This window comes from Burkholderia sp. AU27893, from assembly GCF_002223205.1.
Classification (GTDB): domain Bacteria; phylum Pseudomonadota; class Gammaproteobacteria; order Burkholderiales; family Burkholderiaceae; genus Burkholderia.
Genome location: NZ_NKFD01000005.1, coordinates 40,492 through 52,772 on the forward strand (window position 1 = coordinate 40,492; position 12,281 = coordinate 52,772).

9 protein-coding genes are annotated in these 12,281 nt (G+C 63.4%); all 9 read left to right on the top strand.

Going from position 1 to position 12,281, the window contains the following annotated elements; all coding sequences use genetic code 11:
- The first annotated feature begins 70 nt into the window (after positions 1-70).
- The 9 genes from CFB47_RS32445 to CFB47_RS32485 all read left to right on the top strand — a co-directional run bounded on the left by CFB47_RS32445 (position 71) and on the right by CFB47_RS32485 (position 12,273).
- Complete coding sequence (locus tag CFB47_RS32445) at positions 71-1,531, top strand: efflux transporter outer membrane subunit (protein WP_089463639.1); 1,461 nt, start codon at positions 71-73, stop codon at positions 1,529-1,531.
- Between the two features lie 9 nt (positions 1,532-1,540).
- A complete protein-coding gene (locus tag CFB47_RS32450) occupies positions 1,541-2,023 on the top strand; it encodes a TetR/AcrR family transcriptional regulator (RefSeq protein WP_143330894.1) in 483 nt (160 codons plus the stop codon).
- Between the two features lie 704 nt (positions 2,024-2,727).
- Positions 2,728-5,421 carry an aminopeptidase N gene (gene pepN, locus CFB47_RS32455; RefSeq protein WP_089463641.1) on the top strand — a complete coding sequence of 898 codons (2,694 nt, stop codon included), beginning with the start codon at positions 2,728-2,730 and terminating at the stop codon, positions 5,419-5,421.
- Positions 5,422-6,059: 638 nt separating this feature from the next.
- Complete coding sequence (locus CFB47_RS32460) at positions 6,060-6,551, top strand: RNA polymerase sigma factor (protein WP_071335583.1); 492 nt, start codon at positions 6,060-6,062, stop codon at positions 6,549-6,551.
- 42 nt (positions 6,552-6,593) lie between these two features.
- On the top strand, positions 6,594-7,568 hold the full coding sequence (locus CFB47_RS32465; protein WP_089463642.1) for a FecR family protein: 975 nt from the start codon (positions 6,594-6,596) through the stop codon (positions 7,566-7,568).
- A 469-nt stretch (positions 7,569-8,037) separates the two neighbouring features.
- Positions 8,038-10,332 carry a TonB-dependent receptor gene (locus CFB47_RS32470; protein WP_089463643.1) on the top strand — a complete coding sequence of 765 codons (2,295 nt, stop codon included), beginning with the start codon at positions 8,038-8,040 and terminating at the stop codon, positions 10,330-10,332.
- 107 nt (positions 10,333-10,439) lie between these two features.
- Positions 10,440-11,105, top strand: a complete 666-nt coding sequence (locus CFB47_RS32475) for an energy transducer TonB (protein ID WP_143330895.1) — start codon at positions 10,440-10,442, stop codon at positions 11,103-11,105.
- Between the two features lie 30 nt (positions 11,106-11,135).
- Positions 11,136-11,861, top strand: a complete 726-nt coding sequence (locus CFB47_RS32480) for a MotA/TolQ/ExbB proton channel family protein (RefSeq protein ID WP_089459807.1) — start codon at positions 11,136-11,138, stop codon at positions 11,859-11,861.
- Position 11,862: 1 nt separating this feature from the next.
- Positions 11,863-12,273 carry a biopolymer transporter ExbD gene (locus CFB47_RS32485; RefSeq protein ID WP_071335577.1) on the top strand — a complete coding sequence of 137 codons (411 nt, stop codon included), beginning with the start codon at positions 11,863-11,865 and terminating at the stop codon, positions 12,271-12,273.
- Positions 12,274-12,281: the final 8 nt, after the last annotated feature.

The following is a 12,281-nucleotide window of genomic DNA, read 5'->3' on the forward strand; positions in this document are numbered from 1 at the left end:
GGCTGGCAGGGATAGACAACGAGTGACTATTTGGTATTATAGTCACTACCTGATCTTGGCTGAAACCGTCATGCTACCGAAACCCATCGTTGCCGCGGTGCTTGCCGCGCTCTTGTCGGCGGGATGCGCCGTCGGCCCCGACTACGTGCGGCCGGAGCTCGCGATGCCGCAGCGCTTCCAGGGCCAGGGCGCCGTGGAGCAGCGGCGCGCGGCGGCCGACGCCGAGCTCGCGACGTGGTGGACGGGCTTCGGCGATCCGCAGTTGACCCGGTTCGTCACGCTCGCGCTCGCGCAGAACCTCGATCTCGCGCAGGTCGCGGCACGCGTCACGCAAGCGCGTGCCGGGCTCGGTGCGGCCAATGCGGCGCTGCTGCCGTCGGGCAACGTGACGGGTCAAGCCGCGCGCGTCTACCAGTCGGTCGAAACGCCGTTGGGGCGCGTGCTGAACTCGACGCCCGGTTTCGACCGTCACGGCAGCGACTACGAGGCCGACTTCAGCGCGAGCTGGGAGGTGGACGTGTTCGGCGGGTTGCACCGCGGGCGGGAAGCCGCGCTCGCCGACTATCAGGCCTCCGAAGCAGCGGCGGTCGCCACGCGCCTGGCTGTCGCCGCGCAGACGGCGGACATCTACATCACGATCCGCGGGTTACAGGGCCGGCTGAAGGTCGCGCGGCATCAGGTGCAGACCGAACAGGATCTGTTGTCGACCATCAATCTGCTGTATGGAAAGGGGCTCGCGGCGGAGCTTCAGGTCAGGCAGGCCGAAGGTGCGCTCGCTCAGGTTCGCGCAACGGTGCCGGTACTCGAAGCGGCGCTGGACACGGCGATGAATGCGCTCGACGTGATGCTCGGCGCGCAACCCGGTACGTATCGCGCGGAATTGCTCGACGGCGGCGACGTGCCGGTTGCCCCTCGGATCGCGGCGACGGGCGCGCCGGGCGAACTCCTCAGGCGGCGGCCCGACCTGATCGTCGCCGAGCGGCGCCTCGCGGCGTCGAACGCGCGCATCGGCGTGGCGATTGCCGAGTATTACCCGAAGTTCTCGCTCAGCGGGTTGCTCGGCAGCGCGACGACGATGGGCGCGGGCAACCTGTTTGCCGGCGGCGCGAACCAGGCTGCCGGCGTGCTCGGCCTGCGCTGGCGTTTGTTCGACTTCGGGCGCATCAATGCGCAGATTGCCGACGCCAAAGGGAAGGATGCCGAAATGCTGGCCGCGTATCGGCTCGCCGCGCTGCATGCGACCGAGGACGTCGAGAACGCGTTCTCGGCACTCGTCAAACGCGACGAACAGGCGGCCGTGCTCGCCGACGGCGTCGATTCGCTCGGCCGCGCGAGGGCCGCGTCGTTCGCGGCCTACCAGAAAGGCGTCGTCAGCCTGATCGAGGTGTTGCAGGCCGATGAAAGCCTGCTGCGCGCGTCGGACGAGCGCGTGCAGGCGAAAACGGAAGCGGCCCGGGCGTCGGTGGCTGCGTTCAAGGCGCTCGGCGGTGGATGGCAAGGGCCGGCGTCCGAGGCCGTCGCCAGTCGATAACGGCCGTACGTGCCGACGCGTTGGCGGGGCGTGACGTCGTCGTCGCTGTTCTTTGTGCGATGCGTGCTCTGGAACATGCGGCCCAAGCGAATGACACGCGCGGAAAGCCGCTCGCTCACCCGTCGGGATCTGCTCGATGCTGCCGCGCCGTGCATCGCCGAGAAGGGACCGGCGGCATCGAGCGTCGTGGACATCGTGGCGCGCGCCGGGTACACGTGCGGCGCGTTCTACTCGAACGCCAGGAGTACGAGCGGGTTTTTCGTCGAACTGCTTCACGTCAAGCATCGCGACATTCAAGACAATCTGGAGACGTTAATGCAGGATGCCGCGGTATCGTCCGAGCTGTTCAACAGCAGCTCGCTTTGCTGTATGCGCGCTGCCATTCGAGCAACGTCGACTCAGTCGTTTGGGCCGAGGCCCGCCTGCAGGCAGGACGCGATGTGTACTTGCGCGAGCATGTGGAGGCCACGTGTGTTGATCGATGCGACATGATTGCGCGCTTCTTGGATCACGGAGGCGAGCATCGCAGCACAAAAGCAGCGGCCCCGTCCGCCGATCGTGCGCTTATCCTGATCGCGATCATGGATGGCCTGCGGTACTTGGGGAGATCGTAATTTCCATGCATGTTTTCGGTTAGAGCGATCTAACGGGGTGCTGGCCAGGCCAAAGTAGGATGTTGTGAATGACGCGCGCTGAGCACCGCTCGGCGCGTGCGGCGGACATCCAAACCCACCATCGATACATCGTGCCGTACGAAACCTGGCTCCAAAGCATGCGGATCGTGCCGCGGGCATGAGGGCGCCCGACGACACTATGACCCGGCTTCCGAGCCGGTCTTTTTTGTGTCTGGCGGCAGCTCGGGGTAATTGCGCACGGCTGCAGGGGCGTTAGTGGTTGTGAAGGGGCGGTCTGCGGCACGTAATAGCCAAAATAAATGAAATATCTGCTTTTAATCCAAATTTACAATTGAGCGCGACTGGTCCAATGGCCGTTCTGAATCGTCTTTAGCGATTCGGAGCACGCATTGAACGTGCGAGCGCGGCGCGAGTGCGTTTCGCGCACGGCGCGATGCTCAGGTGCGTGAAGGTCCGATCAGGCGTCGCGATTTCGCGTTGACCGCTTGATCGTTCCTGGCGCATCAGCCCAAGCCGATGCGAGCAATGTCAGAGCGAGAACCCCTTTCCTGAAGCATGACCATGGCTGAAAACATCGCCCAAACCGTGATCCGCCGCGCCGACTACACGCCGCCGGCCTTCCTCATCGATGCCGTCGCGCTCGAATTCGATCTCGCGCCGGCCCGTACGATCGTCAGGAATACGATGCGCGTGCGCCGCAATCCGGACGCCGCGCCCGCACCGCACCTGGAGCTGATGGGCGAAGCGCTCGAATTCGTCGGCGCCTGGCTGGACGGCGCGCCGCATGGCGCCGTGCGTGCGCACGAACACGGGCTGACGGTCGAGAACGTCCCCGATACGTTCGAGCTGACGCTCGAAAGTGCCTGCGCACCCGACCAGAATACGACGCTGTCGGGCCTCTATGTGTCGAGCGGCAACTTCTTCACGCAGTGCGAAGCTGAAGGCTTTCGCCGCATCACCTATTTCCTCGATCGCCCGGACGTGATGGCGTCGTACACGGTGACGCTGCGCGCCGACAAGGCCGCGTACCCGGTGCTGCTGTCGAACGGCAACCTCGTCGATTCGGGCGACCTGCCCGACGGGCGCCACTTCGCGAAATGGGAAGACCCGTTCCGCAAGCCGAGCTACCTGTTCGCACTGGTCGCGGGCAAGCTCGTCGCGATCGAGGAGAAGATCACGTCCGGCTCGGGCAAGGAGAAGCTGCTGCAGGTGTGGGTCGAGCCGGCCGATCTCGATAAGACGCGTCATGCGATGGATTCGCTGATCCACTCGATCCGCTGGGACGAGCGACGCTTCGGCCTCGAGCTCGATCTCGACCGCTTCATGATCGTCGCGGTGGGCGACTTCAACATGGGCGCAATGGAGAACAAGGGGCTCAACATCTTCAACACGAAGTACGTGCTGGCGAATCCCGAGACCGCGACCGACACCGACTTCGCGAACATCGAATCGGTGGTCGGCCACGAGTACTTCCACAACTGGACCGGCAACCGCGTGACCTGCCGCGACTGGTTCCAGCTGAGCCTGAAGGAAGGCCTGACGGTATTCCGCGACCAGGAGTTCTCGGCCGACATGGCCGCGGGCGACGACCTCGAATCGGCGGCCCGCGCGGTCAAGCGCATCGAGGACGTGCGCGTGCTGCGCCAGCTGCAGTTCGCCGAGGACGCGGGCCCGATGGCGCATCCGGTGCGCCCGGAAAGCTACGTCGAGATCAACAACTTCTACACGATGACCGTCTACGAGAAAGGTTCGGAAGTCGTGCGGATGTACCAGACGCTGTTCGGCCGCGACGGCTTCCGCAAGGGGATGGACCTGTATTTCAAGCGCCACGACGGGCACGCGGTGACCTGCGACGACTTCCGTCACGCGATGGCCGACGCGAACGGGCGCGATCTCGCGCAGTTCGAGCGCTGGTACAGCCAGGCCGGCACGCCGCGCGTGTCGGTGCGCACCGCGTACGACGCGGCCGCACGCCGCTACACGGTGACGCTCGCGCAGGGCTACGGCGACGCGTCTCCGGCCGCGCGCGACACGCAGCAAGGGCCGCTGCTGATCCCGTTCGCGATCGGCCTGATCGGGCGCGACGGCCGCGACCTGCCGCTGCGTCTCGACGGCGAAGCCGCCGCCGCAGGCACGACGCGCGTGCTCGACTTCACCGACACCGAGCAGACCTTCACGTTCGTCGACGTGCCGGAACAACCGCTGCCGTCGCTGCTGCGCAATTTCTCGTCGCCGGTGATCGTCGAATACGACTACAGCGACGATGACCTCGCGTTCCTGCTCGCGCACGACAGCGATCCGTTCAACCGCTGGGAGGCCGGCCAGCGCCTCGCGACGCGCGCGCTGCTGACGCTCGCCGCGCGTGCGGCCGCGAACGAGCCGCTCACGCTCGGCGAGAACTTCGTCGCCGCATTCCGCCGCGTGCTGACTGATGAAAGCCTGTCGCCGGCATTCCGCGAACTCGCGCTGACGCTGCCGTCGGAAACCTACCTCGCCGACCAGATGGCCGAAGCCGATCCGGCCGCCGTGCATCGCGCACGCCAGTTCGTGCGCCGCCGGCTCGCGACCGCGCTGCGCGCGGAATGGCTCGCCGCCTACGAGCAGCACCAGACGCCCGGCGCCTACGAACCGACGCCGGAAGCCTCGGGCCGCCGCGCGCTGAAGAACCTCGCGCTCGCCTATCTCGCCGAACTCGAGGATCCGGCCGATGCGGTGCGCATCGCGAGCGCGCAATACGATGCGGCGAACAATATGACCGATCGCGCGGCCGCGCTCGGCGCGCTGCTGTCCGCCGCGGCCGCCGGCGCGACCGAACCGGCCGAGCACGCGCTCGACGATTTCTATCGTCGCTTCGAGAAGGAAGCGCTCGTGATCGACAAGTGGTTCGCGATGCAGGCCGCGCAACGCGGCACGCCCGCGCAGCCGACGCTCGCAAAGGTTCGCAAGCTGCTCGCGCATCCGGCGTTCAACCTGAAGAATCCGAACCGCGCGCGCTCGCTGATCTTCAGCTTCTGCGCGGCCAACCCCGCGCAATTCCACGCGGCGGACGGTTCGGGTTACGCGTTCTGGGCCGAACAGGTGCTCGCGCTCGACGCGATCAACCCGCAGGTCGCCGCACGCCTCGCGCGCTCGCTGGAACTGTGGCGCCGCTTCACGCCGGCGCTGCGCGACCGGATGCGCGAAGCGCTCGAGCAGGTCGCCGCCGGTGCGAAATCGCGTGACGTGCGCGAGATCGTCGAGAAGGCGTTGGCTTGACGGTTGGACGCGTCGGCGATTTCAGTTGGTCCGGTGGTGCGGGATTCCATACGTCTTGCAGATCGATGGCCAATGCCGACGGCGGCGGTCACGTATCTGCCCATCATGTGCGGAGCGTTTGTCACCGAATGGACTTCTCCAGGACGGAAGACGCCGGCGCCCCGCATCGCTCGCGACAGACGTGACGCAATGTCGGACAGCTCCGCTCTGTATTGCCGACGCAATCACATGGTCATACTAATTTTAATTCGGAAGATTTCAATTCGTATGTCGAATTTATCGATGTAACGACGACGCGATTCAGAATAAAAATACTTTCCATGTTTCTTTATGAAGATCGTGCCGCTTATCGTTGGGGGTTTTCCTTGCACGCTTGTCGGAAGCCGTTGCGCCGGAAGTTATGCGTTCCTGATTCGTCATATCAAGTGAAACGTAATATATCGAGGAGGTGGTAGGACATTATGTCGCGACAAAAGTGAAAAGCGCCAAAAAAAAGAAATTCATTCTAAATTGGCGTCGCTATGATGACGTCATCTTAGGGGCGAACGCTTGAAATTGATTTGGTCAGATCACGGCGCGGCAGCCGGTCAATTCTTACGATCTCCATGTATCGCTGGATGTGGGACGGAGCAACGCAAATGGCTAGCTTTATCGATGATCTCTTGCGGGGCTACGCCGATCTCCGCCGTGTTCTCACCCGGGAGTTGAGCGCTGACGATGCCGCCGATATCGCGCAGTCGTCCTTCGAGCAGGTGCTCCGCTATGCGGGGCAGCGCCCGGTTGAGTCGCCGGCCGGCCTGCTGTTCGCCATCTCGCGCAACCAGCAGATCGATTCCGCTCGACGCAGGAAGCGTGTACCGCACCAGTCACTCGACGACGTCGACGGACTCGCCGACCAGTTGCCCGTGTCCGAACTCACGCCGGAGCGACGCTATGCTGCGCGTCAGCGGATGGAGATTCTCGGCAAGGCGCTGGATGCGTTGCCACCCCGTTGCAGGGAAGCATTCGTGTTGTGCAAGTTGCACGGTCTTTCGTATGACGAGACCGCGCAGGAGATGGGAATCAGCACGACCGTCGTGCGCAAGTACCTGGTCCAGGCGATGAAAGAATGCAGAATCGCCTTGCTGTAGAATGAATCATTCGATTCGCTACGGATTGTGCCATTTTCAACGATGACATGGACCGAGTCGCAAAAGGACGAGGCTGACGAACTCCTCGTCACGATCCATTTTGGTCGGGGCGAGGAGCGAACCCTTGCGCGTGCTGCGCTCCAGCGCTGGGCGGGAGACGATCCGAAACGTCTGGCGTATATCGCCGAGCATATGAGCGTCGACCGAGAGGTTGACACTTTCGTGCACGAACTGCGCGGTCGCTACAGGCGTCATCTTTCACCTTCCCGGGAAGCAGTTGCGCGACGCGCGCCGAGATGGCCCGCAATCGCGAGTGCAATCGGTTTCAGTGCGTGTGCATTCGCCGTGGCCGCATGGGCGGTCAATCCGGTACTGTCGGAGCAGCGTTTTTCGTCGGCTGTCGGTGAGCAGGTCGACGCCGCTCTGGATGACGGCAGCCATGTGCGCCTCAACACCGCGACGTCGATACGGTTCGTCAATCGGCTCCGGTCCCGCGAAGTGACGATGCTCGAAGGCGAGGCGCTCTATGCCGTCAAGCACGATTCCCTGCGTCCTTTTCATGTGATTGCCGGCGCGACCGATATCCGCGATGTCGGCACGCGCTTTTCCGTACGCGTTCGTCCCGCCGATGTGGATGTCGCGGTACTGGAAGGGCGCGTCGAGCTGTCGCTCCGCGCGGGCGGCCCTGTCGTCGATCTCGACGCCAACGAAGCGGCGAGGGCAACCGGGACGCAGATCGTCGAAGTATCCGACAGTCAGGAATTCGACGCGATGGTGAGCTGGAAGGATCGGCGCCTGCAATTCGACGGCACGCCGCTGTCCGGCGTCGTACGCGAATTGCAGCGCTACCGGGTCGCCCGCATCGTGCTCGCGGATAACGTCGCGGCGCGGTTTCGCGTGACGGGCGGGTTTTCAATTTCGGATCCCGATGTTTTGCTGAGATCGTTGCCCATGGTCGCCCCCGTGACGGTGAAGTTTCAGCCGGACGGGACCGCCGTGATCGCATCGCGTCGATAGCGTCGCTTCCGCGTGTTGCCGCTGCCGTCAATGTTCGCGCCTGCCGAGGCGACGCCGGCGTTACACGTCCTCGCATAACGAAAACGCCGAAGAATGCTTTCGCGCTGGCAAGGGGCCAGCTCTCCATCGGGCGGCCCTGGTCCGCGGTCGTCGCACCGCCCGGTGCGCCCGAGCACGGACGCGCGCTCGTCATCGACGCACGATAACTTCCAGCGGCGCTCCACCCCCCCCCAGTCCACACAACTTGCTGCCGCCGAGCGATTTCGCGATGGCGACATGCAACCGACAAGCCGTTCTTTCGGGCTCGCGCAGGCAGCGCGATTCAAAAGCATTTGGCTATCGTCGCGATGAAAAATTTCAATAGCACGCGGCTGGTCTCTTTTGCTCCTTGCGTCGTCTTTAGTGGTGAAGCCTGACCGATAGCAACGTCACGGCTCAATCACATCTTTGCACTGACAGAGAGGGGACAATGAAGCAATTCAAGCAGCCTGTGGCAAGGGCGTTGGCAAGGCATGTGGCGGCCAGTGTCGTCGGCATGGCGAGCATTTCGTTGTACGCGCAAACGTCGATCAATTTGCCCGCGCAGTCGCTTTCCACGACGTTGTCACAGCTCGCGCGCGAGGCCGGCGTCAATATCCTCGCGCCCGACAACATCGTGGCGGGCCGCGCCGCGCCGGCGGTGTCGGGGATGCTGACCGTGAACGACGCGTTGGCGCGCCTGTTGAACGGTACGGGCCTGCGCGTCGAGCAAGTGGACGCGAAGACTTACGTCATCAAGCGGTCCGACCCGCCGCCTTCGCCGGGCGCGTCGAAGTCGGGGCAGGATTCAGTACTCCCGACGATAACGGTCAGTGAAAGCACCAGCAGCGCCAGCCTCGATAAGGGTTTCGTGGCCGACTCGACCAGCACGGCGACGCGCACCGATACGCCGATTTCGCAGACCGCGCAGTCGATTCAGGTCGTCACGAAGGACCTGCTTAACAGCAAGCAGACTCAAACGGTGTCCGAGGCACTCGCCAACGTGAGCGGTGTCACGGTGCAGGACTGGGGTAGCGGTGCTCAAGTCAGTGTCCGGGGCTTCACAGCGGCCACGATGAGCAATGGTCACAACGATACGGGGTCCAGCAATTCGCTGGATATTCCGGTGGCCGGCGTGGAAAGAATCGAAGTGCTCAAAGGTGCCGACTCCATTCTTTCGGGGGCCATGGTTCCGGGTGGCGTGGTCAACATCGTGATCAAAAGACCGACCGCCGAAACCGTTCGGCAGCTGACGCTGCAAACGGGCTCCTATGGCGACTGGATGAGCTCGATCGATCTGGGTGGCGCACTGACGAGCGACAAGTCGCTCCGCTATCGGTTCGTCTTGTCCGCCGAGCGTGCCGGTGAGTCTTTCGGCGGTTACGACGGCCAGAGAAACTTCTACGTCGCGCCGTCGATCGAATGGAAATCGGGTAACACGGACATCGTTCTCGGCTACCAGCATCAGGTCGTCAACCGACCGCCGATACAGCTGACACAGCCTCGGGTCGGCGACGACCCGCTGCCGGTTCATTCGCGCAGCACGCCATCCCAGAATTCACTGAGCCAGATGGACACGCTGTCGGTCGATTTCACACAGCAACTCGGATCGATCTTCAAGTTTGAAAGCAAGGCGCAATATCAGGCATCGACTTTTGCCCAGCGTGATTTCTATGATCCGATCGGCATCGGATCCGGGAAGACCGTTTTTTTGGGCTTCAATGACCACTCGCGTTCCTACGGCTTCGACCTGGACAATCATCTACAGGCGAAGTTTTCTTTGGGCCCGGTCAAGCAAACCGTTCTCGTGGGCGTGAGCAACAGCGACTATTGGACAGATTTCACCAGTTTGCCCATGAAGTTTCTCGTTGCCCCATTCCCGCTGGCTTCGGCACCGCCCATTCCCGGGACGCCGAAATATTACGGCAGCCCCGTCAAATCGTACTCCAGCACGGTCTACTTCCAGGATCAGATTACCTGGGACAGGTTGCATATCCTCGCGAGCATCGCCCGCGGGACGGTATGGGGCACCAATACGGCCTCTCAATCGCAATGGTCGCCGAACCTCGGCATCCTTTACCAGCTCACGGATAACGTCGCCGTTTATGCAAACGCGTTGCGCAGTTTCTATCCGCAATATGGAACGCTTCTGCTGGATGGCAGTGTGCCGCCTCCACAAATCGGGCGATCGGTCGAGGCAGGCTTCAAGTTCAACTTCTTCGACGATCGCCTGAGCGCAACGGCCGACGTATTCAGAACGGCGCAAAGCAACGTCCTGGTTGGCATTCCCGGCACGAACTTCGCCACGCTAGGCGGGGGGATGGTGGTACGCGGGGCAGAGCTCAGCCTCACCGGCCGTCTGTTCCCAGGATTGAACGTTTTCGCGAACTACACCTTCAGCAATCAGCAGCAAATCACGGACGGTGTGAGCGAAGTGCCGCGTCATAGCGGCACGATCTGGATGACTTACGACCTCCAGGGCGAGCGTATGCATGGATGGGGGGTGGGCGCGGGCGTCGAGGCGCGCAGCGGCTATCAAGTGTCGAACTCGCGCCTCGGGGTATTCAAGGCTCCGGGGCAAGCGCAGACCGATGCGAGCGTGTATTACCACGCGAAGCAATGGACGGCGACCCTGGGCGTCAAGAACCTGTTCAACCGCACCCTCTATCAGAACCAGATGACTTCAGCGATCGTCGGCCTGCAGCCAGGCCGACTGATTTATCTGACCGGACGCTACAACTTCTGAGGCATGTCGTGGATAGTTCGATCGTATTGCCGTCAAGGGAAGCATCCGGCCCTGCAGCAGCGGGCCGGAAGGTTCGTATCGGTTATGGACGGCCTGTCGCAATCGGCGTGGCAGTGGCGCTGCATGCGTTGCTGCTGGTCGCGTTCTGGAAGGCCGACGTCCATCTCGACCTGCATGCCGGGAAGCTCGCGTCGGCCGGATCGTCGATCAGCGTGACGCTGGTGAACGCACCGCAACCGACCCCGACGCCCGTTCCGCCGCGGCCACCCGTCAAGCCGGTGACGCGCAAGCCGCCCGTGCCGCACCGCGCGCCCGTGCTCGCCACGCATCACGACGCACCCCGTGCGGCCCAGGCGGCGACCCCGCAAGTGCATGAACCGGACCCGCCGGTGCCTACGCCGCCCGCCGTCCAACCCGTCGAGACAAGCGCGAAGAGCGCCCCGTCGGCGCAGCCGCCAGCCGCGCAGATGATGGCGCTCGCCGGCGGGCAGGACGCCAAGAGCGTGGCGCACGTTTCATGCGACATCGAGCGTCCGCCGTATCCCGCGCTTGCACGCCGGCTGGGTCACGAAGGCAAGGTGGTGCTTCGCGTGACGATCGGCATCGACGGCCGCATCACGGAGGCGACGACCACCGGATCGAGCGGTTTCGAAGAACTCGATGCGGCCGCGCGTGCCGCGATGCTCGCCGGGCATTGCAAGCCGTACCTGGAGAACGGGACGCCGATCGTCGTTCGTGCGCTTCAACCACTTGAATTCAGATTGGACAACTGAGCTGCAAGCAGCTCGTCGAGGAGTACAGCAATGAACTACGGAATCGCAGACATCGTAAATCGTGGCGACACGATCAGTCACGCCATCGCGCTGGTCCTGGTCGTCATGTCGCTGACGTCGTGGGCGGTCATGCTCTACAAGGGCGCGCAACTGATCCGCATGAGAAGGCAGAGTAAAGCCGCCGAGCGAAAATTCTGGCAGGCGGGTTCGATCGAGGAAGGGTGTGCGGCACTGGGTCGCTTCGACCACAGCAACCCGTACCAGAATCTCGCGGAGGCCGCGCGTGAAGCATCGGAGCGACATAACGATACGCACCTGAAGGAAGTGCTCTCGCCGGACGACTGGCTGCAGCGCTGCCTGAGCGTGGCGCTCGAAGAGCAGGTTGCCCGAATGGCGAGCGGCCTTGGGGCGCTTGCATCGGTCGGCAGCACGGCGCCGTTTGTCGGCCTGTTCGGCACCGTGTGGGGGATCTATCACGCGCTGCTCGGCATCAGCGAGGCGGGGCAGAGCAGTCTCGCGCAAGTGGCCGGGCCCGTCGGCGAATCGCTGGTCATGACCGCGTTCGGCCTGTTTGTCGCGATCCCGGCCGTGCTCGGCTACAACGCGGTGTCCCGCGGCAATCGCATGATCGTCCACAAGCTCGCGCGCTTCCGCCACGAGTTGCACGCGTATCTGATGAACTCGGACCGCCATCGCACGGCTTCCGTGCGCGTGAAGATCGAGCAGAAACGCGTCGCGACGGTCGAGGAGAGCTGACATGGCGTTCTTTGACGACAGCCACGACGACGTCATGAGCGACATCAACATGACGCCGCTCATCGACGTGATGCTCGTATTGCTGATTGTGTTCATGGTGACGTTGCCGGTGATCAATCACGCGGTCAAGCTCGACTTGCCGAGTGCGAACAGCAGTCCGAACGATACGCGGCCCGCGCACGTGAGTTTATCGGTCGACGCGAGCGGCACGGTGATGTGGGACGAGAAGCCCGTTGAAGCCGATGCACTGGATGCCAGGCTGAATCAGGCGGCGGCCCAGCAACCGCAGCCGGAGATCGAGCTGTATGCCGACCGGGCCGCGCGTTATGAATCGGTGGCCAACCTGCTTTCGGCGGCCCAGCGCGCAGGCCTCGTGAAAATCGATTTCGTCACGCAGCCGAAATCAAAATAAATTTAGGA

What these genes read in the sequence shown, in the direction of transcription:
- CFB47_RS32480 (WP_089459807.1), top strand. Translation starts at nt 11,136, where the DNA reads ATGAACTACGGAATCGCAGACATCGTAAATCGTGGCGACACGATCAGT.
- pepN (WP_089463641.1), top strand. Translation starts at nt 2,728, where the DNA reads ATGGCTGAAAACATCGCCCAAACCGTGATCCGCCGCGCCGACTACACG.
- CFB47_RS32485 (WP_071335577.1), top strand. Translation starts at nt 11,863, where the DNA reads ATGGCGTTCTTTGACGACAGCCACGACGACGTCATGAGCGACATCAAC.
- CFB47_RS32460 (WP_071335583.1), top strand. Translation starts at nt 6,060, where the DNA reads ATGGCTAGCTTTATCGATGATCTCTTGCGGGGCTACGCCGATCTCCGC.
- CFB47_RS32465 (WP_089463642.1), top strand. Translation starts at nt 6,594, where the DNA reads ATGACATGGACCGAGTCGCAAAAGGACGAGGCTGACGAACTCCTCGTC.
- CFB47_RS32445 (WP_089463639.1), top strand. Translation starts at nt 71, where the DNA reads ATGCTACCGAAACCCATCGTTGCCGCGGTGCTTGCCGCGCTCTTGTCG.
- CFB47_RS32470 (WP_089463643.1), top strand. Translation starts at nt 8,038, where the DNA reads ATGAAGCAATTCAAGCAGCCTGTGGCAAGGGCGTTGGCAAGGCATGTG.